A 20453-nucleotide genomic window follows, 5' to 3' on the forward strand; every position below is an offset into this window, starting at 1 on the left:
CTTCAGCTCACCACTCCACTCATCACACCCACAGGGACGGCGATGAAGCCGCAGGTCAACAAAGCGGCCAGGGCATTCGCGGCCATCTTCAGGGCCTTGTCGCGGCGCGGCCGCCCCGCGCCGAGGGTCTGGGCGGCGCTCCAGAAGCCGTGCCGGACGTGCAGACCGAGGGCGAGCATCGCCGTGATGTAGATGGTGTTGCCGTACCAGGTGGAGAAGGACGCCACGACGTTCTCGTAGGGGTGGCCGGGCTCGGCCCGCTCGTTCACCGTGAGCGTGGTGAGGTCCAGGATGTGCCAGACGATGAACAGCCCGAGGATCACCCCGCCCCAGCGCATGGTGCGGGTGGCATAGCTCGCCCGCTGCCGCCGATGGGCATAGCCGCTCGGCCGGGCCGCCCTGTCCCGGCGGCTGAGCTGCGCCGCGGACACCGCGTGCAGCACTACGGCGGTCAGCAGTGCCACCCGGGCCAGCCATACGAACCCCTCATGGGGGAGGAACGGTTCGCCGAGGGTGCGCAGCCAGTGGGCGTAGCCGTTCAGATCGTCGGGCCCGAGGAAGATCTTCAGGTTGGCGTACATATGGGCCACCAGATAGGCCAGCATGATCAGCCCGGTGACGGCCATCACCGCCTTCTTGCCCACGGTCGAGCGCCAGACGGAGCCGATGAGGGACGGCTTCCGAGGCGCCTTCCGTTGCGGCCGTCCCGGAGGCTTTCGCTGATGGCCGGGCCGTTTGGGGTCCGCGTCCGTGCCTGTCGCCAGTGCCATGACATCGACGCTAGGCAGCCCTTGGCGATTAGTCCAAGACATGCTATGGCTGGTTTCCATAGGTGCCGACTATCATTGCTGCGTGCGACTCCAGCAGCTCCGCTATTTCGCCACCGTCGCGGACACCCGCCACTTCACCCGCGCCGCCGAGCTTCTCCATGTCGCCCAGCCCTCGCTCTCCCAGCAGATCAAAACGCTGGAACGGGAGCTGGGGGCCGAGCTGTTCCACCGCGCCCGCGGCAATATCGCGCTCACCGACGCGGGGGAGGCACTGCTTCCGCTGGCCCGCCAGATCCTCGCCGACACCGAGACCGCGCACCGGGAGGTCCAGGAGGTCGCCCAGCTCCGGCGCGGCCGGGTACGGCTCGGCGCCCCGCCCAGCCTGTGCGCCAGCCTCGTCCCCGATGTGCTGCGCCGCTTCCACGACGCGTTCCCCGGGATCGAGCTGTTCGTGGACGAGGGCGGATCGCAGGACCTGGTGCGCAGCCTGGCCGCCGGCGAGCTGGACCTCGCCCTGATCATCACCCCGCTGGCGGGCCAGGCCCCCGCCCTGGCCGCCACCGAGCTGCTGCGCGAGGAGCTGGTGGTGGCCTCCTCGCCCGCTGGGCCGCCGCCCACCCGGCGCCGCCGGATCCGGGTGGAGGACCTACGGGACCAGCCCCTGGCGATGTTCCGGCGCGGGTACGACCTACGGGAGTTCACCACGGCGGCATGCCGCGCGGCCGGGTTCGAGCCCACGTTCTCCGTCGAGGGCGGTGAGATGGACGCGGTGCTCGGCTTCGTCCGCGCCGGGCTCGGCATCGCCGTGCTGCCGGGGATGGTGGCCGAGCGGTCCGGCTTGCGGATCACCCCGTTCGCGGGCCACCGGATGCGCCGCACCATCGCCGTGGCGCACCGCAAGGACGTCGCACCGCCCCGCGCCGCGCGGGAGCTGCGCCGGGTGCTGCTGGAACATCTGCGTACGGCGGGGGCGGGTGAGGGCGAGGGCCTGCCGCCGAGCACCACACTGCTGTCCCGGGCGGCGGCGGACGGCGATACGGCGGTGCGGCGCGGCGCGGACGGTTAGGCCCTGTCCTGCCGATCTCCGCACTGGGCCCCGGGCCCCGGGGTCGGCCGCGGCTCAGCCCCAGACCGCCTCGGCCAGCCCAGCGCCCGCGAAAGCGGCGCCCACCCCCGCCACCACACTCCCGGTCACATTGGCGGCGGCGAACAGCCACGCACCGTCCTCGGCCAGCCGCAGCGTCTCGTACGAGAAGGTCGAGTACGTGGTGAGCGCCCCGCACAGCCCGGTGCCCAGCAGCAGTTGGAGCTGTGAGGAGGCGGCCCCGGCGGCCGCCGCGCCGGTCAGCAGCCCCAGCACCAGAGAGCCCATGACATTCACCGTGAACGTGCCCCAGGGGAACATCGCGTCGTGCCGGGACTGCACCGCACGGTCGGTCAGATAGCGCAGTGGGGCCCCGGCCATCCCCCCGACCACCACCAGCAGCCAGTTCACCGGGCCTGCCCTCGGCGGCCGACGATCTCGACCGGGTCCACGATCATCAGGGCGTCACCCGCGATCTCCTCCAGGCCGGGCAGGAAGGACCGCACCCGTTCCTCCGTATCGACGATCACCACGGCCATGGGCAGATCCTCGCCGAGCGACAGCAGCCGTGAGGTGTGCACCATCGAGGAGGAGCCATAGCCCTCCACCCCGCGGAACACACTCGCCCCCGCGAGCCCCGCGCGGTGGGCGCGGTGCACGATCTCGGCGAACAGCGGGCGGTGGTGCCAGGTGTCGCGCTCGCCGACGAAGACGGTCAGCCGCAGCCCGTTGGCCACCGGCCCGGGGCCGTTGCCCGGTGCGGACGGCGTGCTCATCGCGGCCCCCGGCCGTATCCGCCGAAGGCCAGCGCGCGCCGGGTCGCCATGACCCCCGCCCAGACGGCCGTCATCGCGGCCAGCAGCGTCCCGGCCAGATAGAGCAGCCCGGTCGGGGCACGGCCCTCGTCGAACAGGCGCTTGAAGTCCACGGCGTACGTGGAGAAGGTGGTGAACCCGCCCAGCACCCCGGTCCCGAAGAACGGCCGGAGCAGCCGGTGCGCCCCCCACACCTCGTCCACCAGCACCAGCAGGACGCCGATGAGGGCGCATCCGACGGTGTTCACCAGCAGGGTCGTCCAGGGAAACGCGGCCGCCGGGGTCGGCCACAGCAGCGACGCGCCGTAGCGCGCGGTCGCTCCGATCCCGCCGCCGACCGCCACCGCGCCCACCACCGCACCCTGACCGCGCCACACACCGGGCCCGGCGGGCGCGGGGGTTGCGGTGTCGGGGTCGAGGGGCTCGTCCGTCACCCCCTGAGACCATGAGCTGCCCATAGGGCTCAGCGTACGTGGTCGGGCGATCGGCGGCCGGACCGGCGGATCCCGTGGCTCCTACGGGTCAGGCGGCTCGCATGGCCCGCGTGGCTCGCATGGCGCGCGCGGCTCAGTGGTCGCGGTCCGCCACCACATCGCACAGCGCGTACAGCATCCGGGTCGCGGCCCCCTCCGGCAGTCTGTCCAGAGCACTCCGCGCCCGCAGCATCCGGGTCCGCATCATCGCCTCCGCCTCCGCCAGCGCACCGCCGTCGCGCAGCAGGGCCACGGCCCTCGGCACCACCGCGGCGCCCTCCTGCCCGCGCCCGGCGGCCGTGAGCAGCTCCCGCAGCTCCTCCGCCCCGGGGCCCTCGTCGGCCAGGGCGAGCAGCACCGGGAGGCTGGCGACGCCGACGGCCAGATCCTTGCCCTGCTCCTTACCGGAGACGTCGGACGCGGCGGTGATGTCGAGGATGTCATCGGCGATCTGGAAGGCGGTGCCGAGGTGTTCGCCGTACGTCGCGAGCGCCTGCACGGTGGTCTCGGGCGCGCCCGTCCGTATCGCACCGCTCTGCAACGCCATCGCGATGAGCGAGGCGGACTTCCCGGCGACCACCGCGAAGTAGTGCGAGAGCGCGTCCTCACCGGTCGAGGCGCCCGTCAGCTCCCGTATCTGCCCCGTCACCAGCCGGTTGGTGACCCTGGCCTGGAGCTGGAGGATCTCCGGGCCGAGCTCCGCCGCGACCCGGGCGGCCTTCGCCAGCAGCCAGTTGCCCGCCAGCACGGCCACCGAGTTGCCCCACATCGCGTTGGCGCTCGGCGCCCCGCGCCGGGTGCGGGCCTGGTCCATGACGTCGTCGTGGTAGAGCGAGGCGACGTGCACCAGCTCCGCGAGTGCGGCGGCGTCCACCGCGATGCCCGGATCCCGCTCCCCGAACTCCGCGCCGACCAGCGCCAGCAGCGGGCGCAGCCGCTTGCCACCGGTGCCGATGAGATGTCCGACGATCCGGGCGACATAGGGATCCTCGGCCTCGGCGGCGAACCCTCGCAGCCGCTCCTCCGCGGCGCCCAGACCGTGCTGGAGGCGGACGGTGAGAGCGGGTTCGCGGGCGGCCAACTCCCCGGCCAGGAAACCACCGCGCGCGGTGTGGGCGAACGACGCGACCATGCTGCGGACACTAAGCGAGGAATACGCCGGAATCGCGGTGTGTGTCAGGAAGGTGCCACGGGGCGGGCCGGCGCGGCGCGCGGAGCCGGGGACAGGGCGGCCCGCACCGCCGTCGGCGGAAGCTCCTGGCACCTTCCTGGCACGGTTCGCCCGGCGGCCGGACGGGCGCGCCCTGACCGCCGGACCCACCACCACGGCGCTACGTTGTGACCCGTGACGGCTGCCACGAACGCTGACATCCCCCCGACCATGCGCGCCTGGGTGGTCCGCACCCCCGGCCGGATCGACCGGGCGGAGCTGCCGGTGCCCCGGCCCGCCGACGACGAACTGCTGGTCCGCGTGCGGGCGTGCGGGGTGTGCCGTACCGATCTGCATGTGCGGGACGGCGATCTGCCACCGCACCGCAGCCCCGTCGTCCCCGGCCACGAGGTGGTCGGCGAGGTGGTCGCGGCGGGCCCGGAGGCCGGGGGACGGCGGCTCGGCACCCTGGTGGGCGTCCCCTGGCTGCGCCGCACCTGCGGCCGCTGCGTGTACTGCCGCCGTGGCCAGGAGAACCTGTGCCCCTCGTCCGAGTACACCGGCTGGGACGCGGACGGGGGCTACGCCGAGTACGTCACCGTGCCGGCCGCGTACGCCTACGACCTGCCCGCCGGATACGCGGACGAGGAACTGGCCCCGCTGCTGTGCGCCGGGATCATCGGCTATCGCGCCCTGCGCCGGGCGGACCTCCCGCCGGGCGGCCGCCTCGGCATCTACGGCTTCGGCGGTTCGGCGCACCTCACCGCCCAGGTGGCCATCGCCCAGGGCGCCGTCGTCCATGTGCTCACCCGCTCGGCCGAGGCCCGCGCCCTCGCCCTCGAGCTCGGCGCCGCCTCCGCGGGCGACGCCGCAGACCGGCCGCCCGAGCCGCTCGACGCGGCCATCCTCTTCGCACCGGTGGGCGAGCTGGTGCCGGTGGCTCTGGAGGCGCTGGACAGCGGCGGCACCCTCAGCGTCGCGGGAATCTACCTCTCCGACATCCCGCCCCTGAACTACGAGCGCCACCTCTTCCGCGAACGCACCCTGCGCAGCGTCACGGCCAACACCCGTGAGGACGGCCGGGAGTTCCTGGCCGCGGCGTCCGCCCACCGCATCCGCGCCACCATCACCCCGTACCCCTTCGACCGCGCGGACGCCGCCCTGGACGACCTCGCGGCGGACCGGGTGACCGGCGTCGCGGTCCTGACCATGCCGCACACCCCGCTGTAGCGGGTCACCACGACCGCGTCAGCAGGGCACCACCACGCCCGACCGCCATGAGGAGAACGGCTCCAGCCGGGCGATGTCGGGCACGACCAGATCCAGCGCCCGCGCGAAGTCCACCGCAAGCCGCCGCAGCATCTCCATCAGCTCGGCCCGCCCCACGGTCTCCCGTGCCGGATCGGGCACCCAGGGAGTGCGGGAGACACAGACGATCTCGACCTGGTCGCCGTCGCGCGGTACGAAGGTCAGGGCGCGCTCGATGCCCTGCGGATACAGATCGACGGTCACCGCTGCTCCGCCGGCCACCGAGGACAGCAGCTCCGGCAACTGCTCGACCAGGGACGACATGTCGTAGCCGACGTCGAACCGCCAGCACCGCTGCCCGAACCCCCCGATGACAAACCGGCAGTCGGTGTCCTCGAGCTGTCTGCACCCCTCCATGACCAGGCAGTCGTAGGTGTGGCCGACGTTCTCCCACACGGGGGTGGAACCACTGTCCGCGTAGCGGGGGGACGGCATCTCCAAACGGCAGTGGAACATCACGCGCCCTCTCAGGAGTTGGCCGGCCGCGCCGACCGCACACGGCCCACGCTTACGCCCACGCTACGCGGCACTCGCTCATGTGCACCCGACCAGGAGAAACGCCCTCCCGGAGGGAGGGCGTGGACAGCGTGTGCTCGGTGCGCCCCCGGCAGGAGCCACAAGCGAGGGCTGGTGGTTCCGCACCCGCTGCGATCCTCTTCCTCGTTCTCATGACCGGCGTTCAGACATGGTGCCCGTGACGGACCGAGTGGCGCAGAGGGCGGTGGTGAAGGGTCTCGTAGAGATTCAGTCCGGCCAACAGGACGGTCACGGTGGCCAGCGCGCCGATTGCGGGGAGCAGGGAGACTGCTGGGTACAAGGCAAGAAGTACCGCTGCAAGGACTGCCCTGACTGTTTTGAATTCGCCGTAGGTTCGCTTTCCGAAAGCGGCGCCGGCGAGGAGGTAAAGCGCCGCGCCGCCGAGGAGCGCGGCCAAGGGGATGCCTTTCAGCGGGTCGGAGAGGTCGTGGTGTCCGTGTCCGCCGACGTATTCAAGAACATGCCCCATGCCGAGCGCGACCAACGCGATGCCTCCGATGATCGGCAGGTGGAGGTAGGTGTAGGCCGTTTGTGCCATCGCGGAACGGTGGTGGCCTCGGGCCTGCGTCAGTGCGTGCTCTGCGCGTAGTGCTGTCGTGTCGAAGTATGCCCACCACAGGCTTGCCGACAGGGACAGTCCGAGCACCGCGGCCAGGATGATCGGCCATGAGATCGGGAGGTGCGCTACGCCAGCGCCAACGGCGACGATCGATTCACCCAGGCCGATGATCACGATCAGACCGTGGCGTTCCGCGAAGTGCTTCGCGGAATTGACTCGCCAACCTTGGTTGCCGATGGCCAGTGTTCCCCCGTAGTCGACGACTACGACCGCGCACCACAGCACGGTCTGCGCGGCCCCGTCCATGGAGCTGGCGGCAAGGAGCAGAGCTGTCGAGCCGACCATGGTCGCCGCGAACAAGAGCACTTGCCGTCGCAGATGCGAATCATCGCGACTGGCAACAACGAATTGCGCGACATGAACTGCACGCAGCACAAGGTAAGCGCATGCGAAGACCGTCGGCCCGCTCAGACCACCGGGCAGGTCGGTGAACGCTTCGGGGATCACCAAGGCGATGATGAACATCGCCGCCATAGCGGCGAGCATCGCTGCCCGGGTCACGCCCTCGTCGGCCTTGACAACGTTGGCCAGCCAGGAGTAGTCCACCCAGCACCACCAGACGATCGCAAGGACGAGGAAACCGTGGAACACTCCGATGCCGGTCAGGTCTGAGGAGATGAGCTTCGTGATCTGCGTGAGAGCGAAGACGAAGACCAAGTCGAAGAAGAGCTCCAGCGTGGTAGCAGCGCTCTGCTCGACCATGGGCTCGACCCGCAGGCCACGCTTTCCCTTCGCCCCTTGACCTTGACTCACGCCATCGCCTCCACGTCGCTCCGCCCGCAGCGACGTCGTGGAGAACAGGCTGAGCCGGGGAGCGCACCCATGCTGAATGGCTCATGATGACCGCAGCAAAGGGTGAGCCCGTCCAGTCCAAGAGTGACCGCCGCGCGCAACATCTCTCCCAAAGTAGTGGAGTCGGTCAACTTTTCCCGTTCGGCGCCGGTGCGGGAGAGCGCCAGTCGCCCGTGGTCGGCATTCCGGGTGCCCCGCGTACCGGGTGCTTGCTCAGAGTGGAGACTCGGTTGAAGGCGTTGATCGTGATCGCCACCCAGATCACCGCGGAGATCTCATCATCGGTGAACACCTGGCAGGCCGCGTCGTAGGCGGCCTCCTGCACGGCGGCGTTCACGGGATCAGTGGTCGCCTCCGCCAGAGCGAGTGCCGCGCGTTCCCGCAGTGTGAACATCTCCGCGTCCCGCCAGGCCGCCAGCACCCCGAGGCGCTGCGTGGACTCGCCCGCGCGGAGCGCCGCCCTGGTGTGTACGTCGAGGCAGTAGGCGCAGCCGTTGAGCTGCGAGACGCGGAGGTTGATCAGTTCCACGAGCGTGCGGTCCAGGCCCGCGTCGGCGGCAGTCGAGCGGACCGCCTCGGAGGTCTGGACCAGGGCGCGGTAGGGCTTGGGGGACTGCTTGTCGATGAAGATCCGCCGATTGTCCGGCGGTATCGTCGCGTCGCTCACTACGGCCTCCTTCTGGCTGTGACGGTTCGCCCGCCTTGCCGTGCGCTTCGGACGGTGGTGTCCTAAGATCCAAGCATGGTAGTTGAATATAAAACAAGTTCCGTGTTGGAGGTGACCAGCAGTGAGCAACGCTGAGACGGAGCCGGCCGAGGTGCGCTGTGCGGCTTCGGTGAATGACGGACATGGCGACGGCATGTCGAAGGTCGAGGTGCTGTCCGCGCGCGAGGTGCCGTTGGGCGGCCCGCGGGCGATGACGGTGCGGCGCACCCTGCCGCAGCGGAACCGCACCCTGATCGGCGCCTGGTGCTTCGCCGACCACTACGGCCCTGACAACGTCGCCGAGACAGGCGGCATGGATGTTGCACCCCACCCCCACACAGGGCTGCAGACGGTGTCCTGGCTTTTCAGCGGGGAGATCGAGCATCGCGACAGCCTGGGCAGTCACGCTTTGGTGCGTCCTGGCGAGCTCAACCTCATGACGGGCGGGCGCGGCATCAGCCACACGGAGGTCTCGACCCCGCGGACCACGATTCTGCACGGCGCCCAACTGTGGGTGGCGCTGCCCAAGGAACACCGACACGCGGACCGCGACTTCCAGCACTACGTTCCCGAGCCCATCCGTCTGGACGGGGGCGAGGCCAGGGTCTTCCTCGGAGCGCTCACCGGGAATGTCTCCCCGGTCCGGACCTTCACCCCCCTGCTCGGCGCCGAGCTCCTCCTCGATTCGCACGCGAGAGTCACGCTCGCCGTGGACACCGGCTTCGAGCACGGCGTTCTGGTCGACCAGGGGAGCATCCGCCTGGGCGAAACCCCCGTACTCAGGGCAGAGTTGGGCTACATCGGCCCCGGTACCGACACCTTGACGCTCACCAATACCTCCGATGACACGGCACGGCTGCTGCTGCTCGGCGGCACACCGTTCGAGGAGGAGATCGTCATGTGGTGGAACTTCATCGGCCGCAGCCACGAGGACATCATCAAGGCCCGCGAGGACTGGGAGAGCGCTTCCGAACGCTTCGGCGTCGTCCACGGATACACCGGTGACCGACTCCCGGCGCCCACCCTGCCGAACGCCACCATCCAGCCGCGCGGGAACCCGTCGCGGCATTGAACCACCCGCTGCCACAACCAGTTGAAGGACACGCCATGACACAAAACGCCTCCGCTCCCGTCGTGGAGCGAATCGATGCAAAGCACCGGTACGCCATCAAGGTGGACGGCGCGACCGCAGGCTTCACCGTCTACCGCGACCGGGACGGACAGCGGGTCTTTTACCACACGGAAATCGACGACGCCTTTGCCGGGCAGGGCCTGGCCTCGGTTCTCGTCACCGCGGCCCTGACCGACGTACGCGAGAGCGGTAAGCGCATTGTTCCTGTCTGCCCCTACGTGGCCAAGTACCTCAAGAAGCACAACGAGTTCGCCGACATCACCGACCCCGTGACCCCTGTGATCCTTCAGTGGCTCAGGGGCGAGCTGCCCTGACCTCGCGCTTCCACGAGGTGGACTGTCCGAGGGCTGATCAGAAACGCGAGAAGCGCTCCTGACCCTGCAACGATAGGGCTTGTCGAGAGTCCGGTTGGCTGCGAGGAAAGAAGCACTTCCCAGGTGGAGAAGCAGGGGACTGCCTGGCCGACATCGGCATGCTGCGGGCCGAGCCGTCCGTGTTCGGGCCGGTTGCCTCCGACCCCACGGTCTCCCGGCTGATCGACACGCTCGCGGCAGGCGGGAAGCGGGTCCTGGCCGCAATCCGTACGGCTCGGGCTCACATCCGCGAGCATGTTCGCGACCCTGATGCTCGCGGCAGGTCCTCAGCACTCACGTGCCCGACAATGGCGCACGGGCATCACCCCCAACAATCAATCCCTCGAGAATGCACGCCTGTGAACGCTGTCCCAAGCGCGGTGGCTGGGTGAGCCCGCCCCGCTGCTCGGGCGGAGGAACGTGTCCGGGCTCTCCACGAACCCTGGTCGTGGGCGGTCAAAAGCGCTTGACCCACGAGCGGCGTGCTTCCGGACACAGAAGAGCCTCACCAACGTTTCCGCAGGTGAGGCACCTTTTTGCGCCCCCGGCAGGACTCGAACCTGCGGCCAAGCGCTTAGAAGGCGCCTGCTCTATCCACTGAGCTACGGGGGCCGGTGGTGGTCATGGAACAGCGAGCCCCCGGTGCCCGCGATGCCGTCGGTGCGGCCGTGGTGCGGGTGGCCGGGCTCGGCGGACCGTGACCTTGCCGGGAACAAGGATAGGGCTCCCTGCGCCTCGCCCCGGTTGCTTCACCTCCGTGGCACGTTGTGGAGGTTCGGTGAAGCGGTCTGATAATCGCAGGCAGGTCCGAAACTCGCATCGTTTTTCACGCCTCATCGGGCGGGTGTTGTCTACTCGTTATGCCTGGGTCCCAGTCGCCCCGCCCGCCTCGTGCCCCTTCTGGGGTGATCCGGGTGGGTCTCTTTGACGCGCACGAGTGAGCATACGCTTCAAAAAGACATCAAAAACGGGCATTCTTCACCACGTGGCGATCTTGGACGTACGGCCCCGGCTGCTCGACGCGTTGACCGCACTGCGTGATCGCGTTGACGCCGCACGGTTTCCGCTCCCCCTTCCCGGTGCCGACCGCGCGCGTCGCAGCCGCGCCGAGCTGCTCGCCCAACTGGACGACTACCTCGTGCCCCGGTTGCGTGCCCCCGAAGCGCCCCTGCTGGCGGTGATCGGGGGGTCCACCGGGGCGGGGAAGTCCACGCTCGTCAATTCGCTGGTCGGCCGCCGGGTCACCGAGGCCGGGGTGCTGCGCCCCACCACCCGTACGCCGGTGCTGGTGTGCCACCCGGACGACCGCCCCTGGTTCGCCGGGCAGCGGGTGCTGCCGCAGCTCACCCGGGTGTGGGTACCGGCACAGGGCGAGCGGGCGGAGGGGGCGTACGACGACGAGGACCGGGGCCAGGAGGGCACGCGGGCGCTGCGGATCGAGACGGATCCGGAGCTCGCGCGCGGGCTCGCGCTGCTCGACGCGCCCGACATCGACTCCCTCGTCGCCCGGAACCGCGATCTGGCCGCCGAGCTGATCTGCGCCGCCGACATCTGGGTGTTGGTCACCACCGCCACCCGCTACGCCGATGCCGTCCCCTGGCATCTGCTGCGTACCGCGAAGGAGTACGACGTCACCCTCGTCACCGTGCTCGATCGGGTGCCCCACCAGCTCGCCGCGGAGGTGTCGGGGCAGTACGCGGCCCTCCTCACGGCCGCCGGACTCGGCGATGTGCCGCGTTTCACCATCCCCGAGCTGCCCGAGTCCGCGGGCGGGGGCAGCGGGCTGCTGCCCGCCACCGCCGTCGCCGCGCTGCGGTCCTGGCTCACCCAGCACGCCCAGGACCCGCACGCCCGGAGCGTGGCGGCCGCTCGTACGGCCGCCGGGGTGCTCGCCTCACTACGTTCCCGGATGCCCGCGCTGGCCGGTGCGGCCGCCGCCCAGCACGCGGCGGCGGTACGGCTGGTCCAGCGGGTCGAGGGGGCGTACGGGGAGGCGCTCGAGCGCGTGCGGCGGGAGATCGCCGGAGGCGCGGCGCTCGCGGGCGGCGCGCTCACCCACTGGCACGGACTGCCGCACGACAGCACCCCCGAGGAACTGCTCCGCGCCCTCGCCGACTCCCTGGCGACCCTGCTGCGCAGCGCGGCGGCCGCCGCCGACGAGCGGGTCGCGGAGACCGGGAAGCGGGATCCGGTGGCGCGGGCCGGGCTCGCGCCGTGCGACCCACGCGGCGCGGGGGAGCGGATCGGCGTGGCCGTGCGCCACTGGCGGCGGTGCGTCGAGGAACTGGCCGAGGAGGAGGTGCGCACGCGGGTCGCCGAGGGCGGCGGCCGATGCGCCCCCGACGAGGTCGCCGCCCTGCTGATGGCGTCCCTGCTGGGGGGCCGTCGCGCCCGTACGGCGGGCGAGCGGCTGGCGGAGACCCTGGGCGCCCACGGGGCGCTGAACCTGGGCGACCGCGGCGGGCAGTTGCTCGACGGCTGTGTCACCCGCGCCCTGGAGGCGGAGCGCGACCGGCGGCTGGCGCCCCTGGACACCCTGGATGTGACGCCGGACCACCAGGTCCAGCTGATCGCCGCGCTGTCCGTACTACAGAAGGAGAGGTGACCGAAGGTGACCGCCACTGAGGGCCACGGAGCGGACCACCCCGCGGCCGACCGGCCGTGCCAGACCTGGGACGACGGCCTCATCGCCCGGCGCGCCCAGCGGCGGGCCGAGGGGAGCGCGGCGCGCGGGGGCGCGGGCGCGGAGGCGGCGGACCTGGGGGACGGGAGGGACGGGAGGGACGACGTCGCGGGTTCTGGGGACCTGTGGGGGGAGGACGGGCGCGCCGGGGACGGCGGCGGACCGGACCGGGCCGCGGGCGGCGCGACGGGGGGCATGGGGCCGGGGACGGGGTTCGGCTCGCGTGTGCCAGGGGACGCCCGTACGGCAGGCGGGCGGGGAGCGTACGGCAGCCCCTCGTACAGCCCGTACGGGCCCGGCGCGCGCGGCTTCGTCACGGGCGCCCTGCGGCCGCGTCTGGAGGCCCTGCGGCAGCTCGTCGGACTGTCCCGCACCCGGCTGGACGGGCGCACACTGGCCGGGGCCGGACGGGTGCTGGACGAGGCCGACGCACGGGGAAGGCATCCGCTCGGCCACACCGTCATCGCTCTCGCGGGAGCCACCGGAAGCGGCAAGTCCACTCTGTTCAATGCCCTGGCCGGGACGCAGCTCTCGGAGGCCGGGATCCGCCGCCCGACCACCGCCGCCCCGCTGGCCTGCGCCTGGACCGACCACGCCGACGGCCTGCTGGACCGGCTCGGCATCCCGATGGCCGACCGGCGCCGCCCGGCCTATCCGTACGACCCGGCGCTGCGCGGGCTGGTACTGCTCGATCTGCCCGATCACGACTCGGCCGCCGCGGGGCACCGGGAGCGGGTGGACCGGCTGCTGGGGCTGGTGGACGCGGTGGTGTGGGTGGTGGATCCGGAGAAGTACGCGGACGCGGTGCTCCATGAGCGCTATCTGCGGCCACTGGCCGGATACGCCGAAGTGACCTTCGTGGTGCTCAATCAGGTCGACCGGCTCCCGGGCGACGCCGCCGACCAGGTGCTGGACGATCTGCGGCGGCTGCTGGACGAGGACGGGCTTGCGCTCGGCGAGCACGGGGAGCCGGGGGCCGCCGTACTGGCGCTGTCCGCGCTGACCGGGGAGGGCGTCGGCGAGCTGAGGGACATGCTGGGGCGGCTCGCGGCCGAGTGCGGGGCCGCGGAGCGGCGGCTCGCCGCCGATGTGGACGGCGCGACCGCGCGGCTGCGACCGCAGTACGTCGCGGACGGCGGTTCGATCGGGTTCAGCGAACGGGCGCGGACGGAGTTCGAGGACCGGCTCGCCGAGGCCGCGGGCGCGGCGGCGGCCGGGCAGGCGGCCGAGCGCGCCTGGCTGCGGGATGCGGAGTGGGCGTGCGGAACGCCCTGGGGACGGGTCGCCCAGCGCGGGCCGTGGGGAGCGCGGGGCGCCCGGAGTGCGCAGGGCTCCCTGGGGCGGTCCACGGGGTCGACGGGCACCGCGCGGTCGACGGGGCGGCGGGTGGAGGACGCCAGGGAGATCCCGGGGGCGCGGGCGAAGGCGGCGGCGGTGGAGGCGGTCACGGCCCGGCCCGCGGTGGAGGAGGCGGTACGGACGCTGGCGGACGAGGCGACGGCGGGGCTGCCCGGCCCCTGGGCCCAGGCGGTGCGGGAGGCGGCGGGGTGGGGCGGCAGAGGGCTGCCGGACGCGATCGACGAGGCGGTGGCGTCCGTTTCGTGGGGACGCCGCCCGGTGCGCCCCGGGTGGTGGTCGGTGGTGGCGTCGGCGCAGGTGGCGCTGTTGCTGGTGCAAGTGGTGGCGCTCGTATGGCTGGTGGGGATCGTGTCGGGGCTGTTCGGCGGTCGGGAGTGGTGGGTGCCCGGGATGCTGCTCTCGGGGGCGGTGGCGGTCAGCGCGGGGCTGGCGTGGGGGTGCGGGGTGGTGGCGCGGGGTCCGGCACGGCGGTACGGGCAGCTGGCGGAGGCGCGGCGGCGCCAGGCTGCGGTCACATGCGGCCGGGCGCGGGTGCTGGAGCCGGTGGGAGCGGAGCTGGCGCGGTACCGGGAGGTGCGGGCGCAGTACGTCATCGCGGCGGGTGGGAGCTGACGGGGCGGTTCCGGAGCTGACGTGGTGGTGGGGGAGTTGCGGGAGCGGTGCGGGAGTTGGTTGATCGAGTGGCGCCCGAGCTGATCGAGCGCCGCGGGAGCCCGACGGAACGCTGAAGCGGCCGAGTCCGCCGGGGGGTTCACCCGGCCGGGGCACCGAGTTGTCCACAGCCTGGGGGTCGTGCACAGGGCCCGGCGGGATCTCGCGAACGCGTGCAGCATGAGGACCAAGCAGCACGGCGGCGCCGCGTGACGACGGTCCGCGAGATGACGGGGGAGGCGTGACCGGTGAATGAGAGCTGGGTGACCGTGGTGGGCAATGCCGCGACACGGCCGGATTTCCGGGAGACGGCGGCGGGGGTCGCGGTGGCCCGCTTCCGGCTGGCGGTGACGGTGCGCCGCTGGGACCGCAGGCGTGAGACCTGGGCGGACGCGTATACGAGCTTCTACACGGTCTGGACCTGGCGGTCGCTCGCGGCGAACGTGGCGGGTTCGGTATCGCTGGGTGAACCGCTCCTTGTCCACGGCACCTTGCGGCTGCGGGAGAGAGAACGGGACCAGGTGCGGGACCAGTCACAGGACCGGATGAGAAGAGAAAGGGCGGAGCGGGGGGTTCCGTCGCCTCAGGAAGAGGAGAAGCGTGGGGGGATGGGGGGCACGGGCGGAAGTGGCGCTGGAGGGGCCACTCGCTGGATCACCGCGGAGATCGACGCGGTCGCCGTGGGCCATGACCTTTCACGCGGTACGTCAGCCTTTCGACGGGTCTCGCAGGCCAAACCTCTGCTCAGTGTACCGAGCAGGGTAACTTCCCCCTGATTGTCGATGATTTGTCGATAATCCCAGGTCATACCGGGTCGTCAGGCGGAGATAACAATTCCGATTCGGATCGGTGGGGTCCAGGTACAGGCGGGGGTCGAGTGGTTTCTTTCTCCCTAAGATCCCTGAGTGCCCAACGGGGGTTCCTGAGTTTTGAGTTCGCTGGCGAGGCGCACCCACCGACTGGCGCTCGCCCGAAGGGAAAACCATGATTGCTGTAAAGAGGCGGGGCTCGGCCCGCCTGGGCGCCGCCCTGCTGGCGTCCGGTCTGGTCGCGGTAGGTGTGATAGCCGCTGCCGGTACCGCCGCCGCGGATGACCCGGTCCCGAACCAGGGTGGCGCCACCGCCACGCTGAGCGGTCTCAAGACCTTCGACAAGGCCGTCATTCACGATGGTGGCAAGGACCAGCGCGTCGGCGCCGGGCTCTTCGAGATGGCGGTCGACAACGGCGGCACCATCCAGACGTACTGCATCGACCTGCACAACCCGACGCAGGACAAGGCGAAGTACGAAGAGAAGTCCTGGAGTGCCACCTCGCTGGCGAGCAACCCCGACGCGGGCAAGATCAATTGGGTTCTCCAGAACTCCTATCCGCAGGTGAACGACCTCTCCGAGCTGGCGAAGAAGGCGAAGTCCGGCCCGCTCAGCGAGAAGACGGCCGCCGCGGGCACGCAGGTCGCCATCTGGCGCTTCTCCGACAAGGCGGATGTCGAGGCGGTCGACCCGGCGGCCGAGAAGCTGGCCGACTACCTCCAGAAGAGCGCTCAGAACCTCCAGGAGCCCAAGGCGTCGCTGACCCTGGACCCGCCCGCCGTCTCCGGCAAGGCCGGTGACCGGCTCGGTCCGGTCAAGGTCCGCACCAACGCGGACAGCGTCACCCTCACCCCGGGCATCGAGTCCTCCGCTTCCCGCGTCAAGCTCGTCGACAAGAGCGGTAAGAAGATCACCAGCGCCGCCAACAACGGCGAGGTGTACTTCGACGTTCCGAAGGGCGCCGCCGACGGCACCGCCACGCTGACCGCCCAGGCCGCCACCAAGGTTCCGGTCGGCCGTGCGTTCGCCAGTGCCACCAAGAGCCAGACGCAGATACTCGCGGGCTCCAGCGAGAGCACCGTCACCGCCACCGCCACCGCGAACTGGGCGAAGAAGGGCGCGATCCCGGCGGTCTCCGCCGAGAAGAACTGCGCCAAGGGCGGCGTGGACATCACCGCGACCAACAAGGGCGACCAGGCGTTCACCTTCGAGCTGCTGGGCCAGAAGTACACGATCGAGGCGGGCCAGTCGAAGACCGTCACCGCCCCGGTGAAGGAGGACCAGAGCTACACCTTCACCATCAAGGGTCCGAACGGCTTCAAGAAGACCTTCTCCGGCGTCCTGGACTGCAAGACCTCCAGCAGCGGCGGCAGCGACGACACCCCCTCGAAGCCGAGCCCGGCGTCGGCCGGTGGCAGCAGCAGCGGCAGCACCGGCGGTGGCGACCTCGCCGAGACCGGTAGCAGCAGCAACACTCCGGTGATCGCGGGCATCGCCGTGGCATTCGTCGTGATCGGTGGCGGCGCGATCTTCTTCGTCCGCAAGAAGAAGGCGTCCACGGGCGAGTGACCTCCGCGTCACCCTCGGTCGCCGGCGCACCGCGCCCGATGGGCGTGATCGCCGGCGACTCACAGTGATGGCACGGCGAAGGGCCGGAGTTCCACGGGGACTCCGGCCCTTCGCACGCGGGCGGCGGACAACCGGTTTCCGCCTCGGGCTTGGCGTACGGCAAGATGGGGTGTATCTGCCCTCCCGCGGTGGGAGCCGCCCAAGGACCACGCGGCGGGGCCGCACCTCGATACCTACCAGACTGCCGGACGGTTTCTCTTGGCTGAGTACATCTACACCATGCGCAAGACGCGCAAGGCGCACGGTGACAAGGTGATCCTCGATGACGTCACGCTGAGCTTTCTGCCCGGCGCGAAAATCGGTGTCGTGGGCCCCAACGGCGCCGGTAAGTCGACGGTGCTGAAGATCATGGCCGGTCTGGAGCAGCCCTCCAACGGTGACGCCTTCCTCTCCCCCGGTTACAGCGTCGGCATCCTGCTCCAGGAGCCCCCGCTGGACGAGTCCAAGACCGTGCTGGAGAACGTCCAGGACGGTGTCGCGGACACCAAGCGCAAGCTGGACCGGTTCAACGAGATCGCCGAGCAGATGGCGACCGACTACAGCGATGAGCTGCTGGCGGAGATGGGCAAGCTCCAGGAGGACCTGGACCACTCGGGCGCCTGGGACCTGGACGCCCAGCTCGAGCAGGCCATGGACGCCCTCGGCTGCCCGCCCGGTGACTGGCCGGTCACCAACCTCTCCGGTGGTGAGAAGCGCCGCGTCGCGCTCTGCAAGCTGCTGCTGGAGGCCCCCGACCTGCTGCTGCTCGACGAGCCCACCAACCACCTGGACGCCGAGTCCGTCCAGTGGCTGGAGCAGCACCTCGCCAAGTACGCGGGCACCGTCGTCGCCATCACCCACGACCGGTACTTCCTGGACAACGTGGCCGAGTGGATCCTCGAGCTCGACCGCGGCCGCGCCATCGGCTACCAGGGCAACTACTCCACCTACCTGGAGACCAAGCAGACCCGTCTGAAGGTTGAGGGGCAGAAGGACGCCAAGCGCGCCAAGCGCCTCAAGGAAGAGCTGGAGTGGGTCCGCTCCAACGCCAAGGGCCGCCAGGCCAAGTCCAAGTCCCGACTGGCCCGTTACGAGGAGATGGCCGCCGAGGCGGAGAAGACCCGGAAGCTGGACTTCGAGGAGATCCAGATCCCGCCGGGCCCGCGTCTGGGCAATGTGGTCGTCGAGGTGGAGAACCTCTCCAAGGCGTTCGGTGAGAAGGTCCTCATCGACGACCTCTCCTTCACCCTCCCCCGCAACGGCATCGTCGGTGTCATCGGCCCCAACGGCGCGGGCAAGACGACCCTGTTCAAGATGCTCCAGGGGCTGGAGAACCCGGACGCGGGCACCATCAAGGTCGGCGAGACCGTCAAGATCTCCTACGTCGACCAGTCGCGCGCCAACATCGACCCCAAGAAGACGCTGTGGGCCGTCGTCTCCGACGAGCTGGACTACATCAACGTCGGCCAGGTCGAGATGCCGTCCCGCGCCTATGTCTCGGCCTTCGGCTTCAAGGGCCCGGACCAGCAGAAGCCCGCCGGGGTGCTCTCCGGCGGTGAGCGCAACCGCCTCAACCTCGCGCTCACCCTCAAGCAGGGCGGCAACCTGCTGCTCCTCGACGAGCCGACCAACGACCTCGACGTCGAGACCCTGTCCTCGCTGGAGAACGCGCTGCTGGAGTTCCCCGGCTGCGCCGTGGTCGTCTCCCACGACCGCTGGTTCCTCGACCGCGTCGCCACGCACATCCTGGCGTACGAGGGCGACTCCAAGTGGTTCTGGTTCGAGGGCAACTTCGAGTCGTACGAGAAGAACAAGGTCGAGCGGCTCGGCCCGGACGCGGCCCGTCCGCACCGCGCCACCTACAAGAAGCTGACCCGGGGCTGAGTGCATGGCGCGGCATCTCTACTCCTGCCCCCTGCGCTGGTCCGACATGGACGCGTTCGGCCATGTCAACAATGTGGTCTTCCTCCGCTATCTGGAGGAGGCGCGCGTCGACTTCATGTGGCGACTGGCGCCGGGGAACGGGAGCAAGGCGTTCACCGGCGGTGTGGTGGTCTCCCGGCACGAGATCGACTATCTGAAGCCCCTCGTCCACCGGCACGCCCCGGTGACCATCGAGACCTGGGTGACGGAGATCCGTGCCGCGTATCTGACCCTGCGGTACGAGATCAAGGACGAGGACACGGTCTATGTACGGGCCGCCACCCGACTCGTCCCCTTCGATCTCGAGCAGGGGCGCCCGCGCCGGGTCAGCCGCGAGGAGGAGGAGTTCCTCACGGCGTATCTGGAACCGGGCCAGGCCGGGCGGCGTGAGCGGCCGGAGGGGGCCCTCGCGGTATGACGGTTGCCCGCGCTGAGCTCCACTTCGCCGACGCCGGGGAGGCGGCCGACCTGGCCGCCTTCCTGGCCCGGCTGATCCACTACGACCGCGCCGCGGCGGTGCGGCTCCAGGCGGGCGGCGGAGTGCTCGCCGTCTTCGGCCGTCCGCCGTCCTTCGAGGTGCTCGCGATCCGTACGGCGCGGCTGGAGGCCACGGTCACCAACGGCGGTGCCGCGGGCTTCCTGGACACCACGGTCTCGGCCGGTGAGCTCGCGGACGCGCTGGACACGGCGCTCGCGGTGCGGCCCACCGCCGGGGAGGGCCCGCTGGTGGTCTGCGTGCCCGCCGCCGTCACCGGTCCGCCGTGGGCCGGGGTGCTGCCACCGCGCGGCGGCTGGCGCCGGGTCGAGGGGCTGCCCGGCGCGGACGAGGCGCGGGCGGCGGTGGCCGCCGCGGTCGCCGAGTTCCGGGCACGTGACGAGGCACTGCCCGAGGAGCGCCGGACCCGTGCCGAGCGCGACCGTATCGGCCATGAGATCTGGTCGCGCACGCTGGGCGGCACCGGGCTGCCGCTGCGCGCGGTGCACGCGGCCCAGTCGCTGGGCTTCCTCCGCCCGGTCCGGGCGGCGGCGCCCGTCGGCGGCGCGGGCACCACTGTCGGCAGTACCACGGCGGTCGCCCCTGTGGCCGAGCCGCTGGCCCTGCTGTCCGCAGGCGGCTGGCTGCGGCTGCGAACCCCCTACGGCTCGGTGGCTGTCCGCACCTCGGGTCTGCCCGGTCTGAGCGTCACGCCCGCCTGAGCCCCTGCCCGAGCCTCCGCCCGACCCACCCCGCCTGACCTGTGCCGCCGGCCCCGCCCGGCGGCACACTGGCTCATCCCTCGGTGTTGACCATGGACGCGGCGGCGTAGGTGAGGTAGTTCCACAGCTGCCGCTCGAGCTCCGGGGCGAGTTCCAGCTCGTCCACGGCGTCGCGCATATGGCGCAGCCAGGCGTCGTGGGCGGCGCGGTTCACCGTGAACGGGGCATGCCGCATCCGCAGCCGCGGATGGCCGCGGTTGTCGCTGTAGGTGCGGGGGCCGCCCCAGTACTGCATGAGGAAGAGCACCAGCCGCTCCTCCGCCGGTCCCAGATCGTCCTCGGGGTACATCGGCCGGAGCAGCGGGTCCTCCGCGACCCCCTGGTAGAAGCGGTGCACCAGACGACGGAAGGTCTGCTCGCCGCCGACCTGCTCGTAGAAGGTCTGCTCCTGAAGTGTGCCGCGCGGAATGTCTTTCACGCCTC

General features: G+C 71.0%; 20 protein-coding genes, 1 tRNA gene and 1 pseudogene. 12 read left to right on the forward strand and 10 right to left on the reverse strand.

Translation table 11 applies throughout. The features are described 5' to 3' along the window. Nucleotides 1-2: 2 nt before the first annotated feature. Entirely contained in the window at nt 3-770 is a 768-nt protein-coding gene (locus AC4BEG_RS22585; RefSeq protein ID WP_490701567.1) for a succinate dehydrogenase, read from the reverse strand. Nucleotides 771-852: 82 nt separating this feature from the next. On the opposite strand from AC4BEG_RS22585, the gene AC4BEG_RS22590 reads away from it, so the two are divergent. Further along, nucleotides 853-1836: a LysR family transcriptional regulator gene (locus AC4BEG_RS22590; RefSeq protein ID WP_490701568.1), complete on the forward strand. Its 984-nt coding sequence runs from the start codon at nt 853-855 to the stop codon at nt 1834-1836. Between the two features lie 54 nt (nt 1837-1890). Here the strand turns inward: AC4BEG_RS22590 and crcB (AC4BEG_RS22595) are convergent, their stop codons facing one another. The 4 genes from crcB (AC4BEG_RS22595) to AC4BEG_RS22610 form a co-directional block, all read right to left on the reverse strand. Then, a complete protein-coding gene (crcB, locus tag AC4BEG_RS22595) occupies nt 1891-2265 on the reverse strand; it encodes a fluoride efflux transporter CrcB (RefSeq protein ID WP_490701569.1) in 375 nt (124 codons plus the stop codon). Further along, the gene (locus AC4BEG_RS22600) at nt 2262-2630 is read right to left on the reverse strand and encodes a DUF190 domain-containing protein (RefSeq protein ID WP_490701570.1); all 369 of its coding nucleotides are present in this window, start codon (nt 2628-2630) and stop codon (nt 2262-2264) included. The genes crcB (AC4BEG_RS22595) and AC4BEG_RS22600 overlap by 4 nt, the downstream gene beginning before the upstream one ends. Beyond that, nucleotides 2627-3127 carry a fluoride efflux transporter CrcB gene (gene crcB, locus AC4BEG_RS22605; protein ID WP_490701571.1) on the reverse strand — a complete coding sequence of 167 codons (501 nt, stop codon included), beginning with the start codon at nt 3125-3127 and terminating at the stop codon, nt 2627-2629. Before crcB (AC4BEG_RS22605) ends, AC4BEG_RS22600 begins: the two co-directional genes overlap by 4 nt. 109 nt (nt 3128-3236) lie before the next feature. Further along, complete coding sequence (locus tag AC4BEG_RS22610) at nt 3237-4274, reverse strand: polyprenyl synthetase family protein (RefSeq protein ID WP_490701572.1); 1038 nt, start codon at nt 4272-4274, stop codon at nt 3237-3239. 249 nt (nt 4275-4523) lie between these two features. On the opposite strand from AC4BEG_RS22610, the gene AC4BEG_RS22615 reads away from it, so the two are divergent. After that, entirely contained in the window at nt 4524-5522 is a 999-nt protein-coding gene (locus AC4BEG_RS22615; protein WP_490707162.1) for a zinc-binding alcohol dehydrogenase family protein, read from the forward strand. Nucleotides 5523-5540: 18 nt separating this feature from the next. On the opposite strand, the gene AC4BEG_RS22620 is transcribed toward AC4BEG_RS22615, so the two are convergent. From AC4BEG_RS22620 to AC4BEG_RS22630, 3 genes are all read right to left on the reverse strand, one after another. Further along, a complete protein-coding gene (locus tag AC4BEG_RS22620) occupies nt 5541-6035 on the reverse strand; it encodes a hypothetical protein (RefSeq protein WP_490701573.1) in 495 nt (164 codons plus the stop codon). 244 nt (nt 6036-6279) lie between these two features. Beyond that, nucleotides 6280-7458, reverse strand: a complete 1179-nt coding sequence (locus AC4BEG_RS22625) for a low temperature requirement protein A (protein ID WP_490701574.1) — start codon at nt 7456-7458, stop codon at nt 6280-6282. Nucleotides 7459-7675: 217 nt separating this feature from the next. Next, nucleotides 7676-8215 (reverse strand): carboxymuconolactone decarboxylase family protein, encoded by a 540-nt coding sequence (locus AC4BEG_RS22630; protein ID WP_490701575.1) that lies wholly within the window; start codon nt 8213-8215, stop codon nt 7676-7678. A gap of 121 nt (nt 8216-8336) precedes the next feature. Here AC4BEG_RS22630 and AC4BEG_RS22635 point away from each other — a divergent pair, with 121 nt between their 5' ends. The 3 genes and pseudogenes from AC4BEG_RS22635 to AC4BEG_RS22645 all read left to right on the forward strand — a co-directional run. Continuing rightward, the gene (locus AC4BEG_RS22635; RefSeq protein ID WP_490701576.1) at nt 8337-9326 is read left to right on the forward strand and encodes a pirin family protein; all 990 of its coding nucleotides are present in this window, start codon (nt 8337-8339) and stop codon (nt 9324-9326) included. A gap of 35 nt (nt 9327-9361) precedes the next feature. Next, nucleotides 9362-9700: a GNAT family N-acetyltransferase gene (locus tag AC4BEG_RS22640; protein WP_490701577.1), complete on the forward strand. Its 339-nt coding sequence runs from the start codon at nt 9362-9364 to the stop codon at nt 9698-9700. A 134-nt stretch (nt 9701-9834) separates the two neighbouring features. After that, nucleotides 9835-9999, forward strand: a pseudogene (locus tag AC4BEG_RS22645) (IS1380 family transposase); the annotation flags it as partial. Between the two features lie 279 nt (nt 10000-10278). On the opposite strand, the gene AC4BEG_RS22650 reads toward AC4BEG_RS22645, so the two are convergent. Further along, nucleotides 10279-10351: transfer RNA gene (locus AC4BEG_RS22650), tRNA-Arg, on the reverse strand. 382 nt (nt 10352-10733) lie between these two features. On the opposite strand from AC4BEG_RS22650, the gene AC4BEG_RS22655 reads away from it, so the two are divergent. The 7 genes from AC4BEG_RS22655 (at nt 10734) to AC4BEG_RS22685 (ending at nt 19970) form a co-directional block, all read left to right on the forward strand. Continuing rightward, a complete protein-coding gene (locus AC4BEG_RS22655; protein WP_490707163.1) occupies nt 10734-12344 on the forward strand; it encodes a dynamin family protein in 1611 nt (536 codons plus the stop codon). A gap of 6 nt (nt 12345-12350) precedes the next feature. Beyond that, nucleotides 12351-14393 carry a GTPase gene (locus AC4BEG_RS22660; RefSeq protein ID WP_490701578.1) on the forward strand — a complete coding sequence of 681 codons (2043 nt, stop codon included), beginning with the start codon at nt 12351-12353 and terminating at the stop codon, nt 14391-14393. 311 nt (nt 14394-14704) lie between these two features. Further along, entirely contained in the window at nt 14705-15208 is a 504-nt protein-coding gene (locus AC4BEG_RS22665) for a single-stranded DNA-binding protein (RefSeq protein ID WP_490707164.1), read from the forward strand. 208 nt (nt 15209-15416) lie between these two features. Then, nucleotides 15417-16811 (forward strand): Cys-Gln thioester bond-forming surface protein, encoded by a 1395-nt coding sequence (locus AC4BEG_RS22670; RefSeq protein WP_490701579.1) that lies wholly within the window; start codon nt 15417-15419, stop codon nt 16809-16811. Nucleotides 16812-17069: 258 nt separating this feature from the next. Continuing rightward, nucleotides 17070-18734: an energy-dependent translational throttle protein EttA gene (gene ettA, locus AC4BEG_RS22675; RefSeq protein WP_490701580.1), complete on the forward strand. Its 1665-nt coding sequence runs from the start codon at nt 17070-17072 to the stop codon at nt 18732-18734. Between the two features lie 4 nt (nt 18735-18738). Further along, nucleotides 18739-19191: an acyl-CoA thioesterase gene (locus AC4BEG_RS22680; RefSeq protein WP_490701581.1), complete on the forward strand. Its 453-nt coding sequence runs from the start codon at nt 18739-18741 to the stop codon at nt 19189-19191. Further along, entirely contained in the window at nt 19188-19970 is a 783-nt protein-coding gene (locus tag AC4BEG_RS22685; RefSeq protein WP_490701582.1) for a DUF8185 domain-containing protein, read from the forward strand. The genes AC4BEG_RS22680 and AC4BEG_RS22685 overlap by 4 nt, the downstream gene beginning before the upstream one ends. 73 nt (nt 19971-20043) lie before the next feature. Here AC4BEG_RS22685 and AC4BEG_RS22690 read toward each other — a convergent pair whose 3' ends face one another. Then, on the reverse strand, nt 20044-20448 hold the full coding sequence (locus AC4BEG_RS22690) for a globin (protein ID WP_201875520.1): 405 nt from the start codon (nt 20446-20448) through the stop codon (nt 20044-20046). Nucleotides 20449-20453 lie beyond the last annotated feature (5 nt).

The sequence above is a fragment of the Streptomyces sp. JLBJ103 genome (assembly GCF_058215575.1).

Bases quoted from the DNA above. Each gene is read 5' to 3' on its own strand.
- AC4BEG_RS22625 (WP_490701574.1), bottom strand. From the start codon at position 7,458: ATGGTCGAGCAGAGCGCTGCTACCACGCTGGAGCTCTTCTTCGACTTG.
- AC4BEG_RS22640 (WP_490701577.1), top strand. From the start codon at position 9,362: ATGACACAAAACGCCTCCGCTCCCGTCGTGGAGCGAATCGATGCAAAG.
- crcB (WP_490701571.1), bottom strand. From the start codon at position 3,127: ATGGGCAGCTCATGGTCTCAGGGGGTGACGGACGAGCCCCTCGACCCC.
- AC4BEG_RS22670 (WP_490701579.1), top strand. From the start codon at position 15,417: ATGATTGCTGTAAAGAGGCGGGGCTCGGCCCGCCTGGGCGCCGCCCTG.
- AC4BEG_RS22620 (WP_490701573.1), bottom strand. From the start codon at position 6,035: ATGCCGTCCCCCCGCTACGCGGACAGTGGTTCCACCCCCGTGTGGGAG.
- AC4BEG_RS22600 (WP_490701570.1), bottom strand. From the start codon at position 2,630: ATGAGCACGCCGTCCGCACCGGGCAACGGCCCCGGGCCGGTGGCCAAC.
- AC4BEG_RS22685 (WP_490701582.1), top strand. From the start codon at position 19,188: ATGACGGTTGCCCGCGCTGAGCTCCACTTCGCCGACGCCGGGGAGGCG.
- AC4BEG_RS22585 (WP_490701567.1), bottom strand. From the start codon at position 770: ATGGCACTGGCGACAGGCACGGACGCGGACCCCAAACGGCCCGGCCAT.
- AC4BEG_RS22615 (WP_490707162.1), top strand. From the start codon at position 4,524: ATGCGCGCCTGGGTGGTCCGCACCCCCGGCCGGATCGACCGGGCGGAG.
- AC4BEG_RS22680 (WP_490701581.1), top strand. From the start codon at position 18,739: ATGGCGCGGCATCTCTACTCCTGCCCCCTGCGCTGGTCCGACATGGAC.
- AC4BEG_RS22610 (WP_490701572.1), bottom strand. From the start codon at position 4,274: ATGGTCGCGTCGTTCGCCCACACCGCGCGCGGTGGTTTCCTGGCCGGG.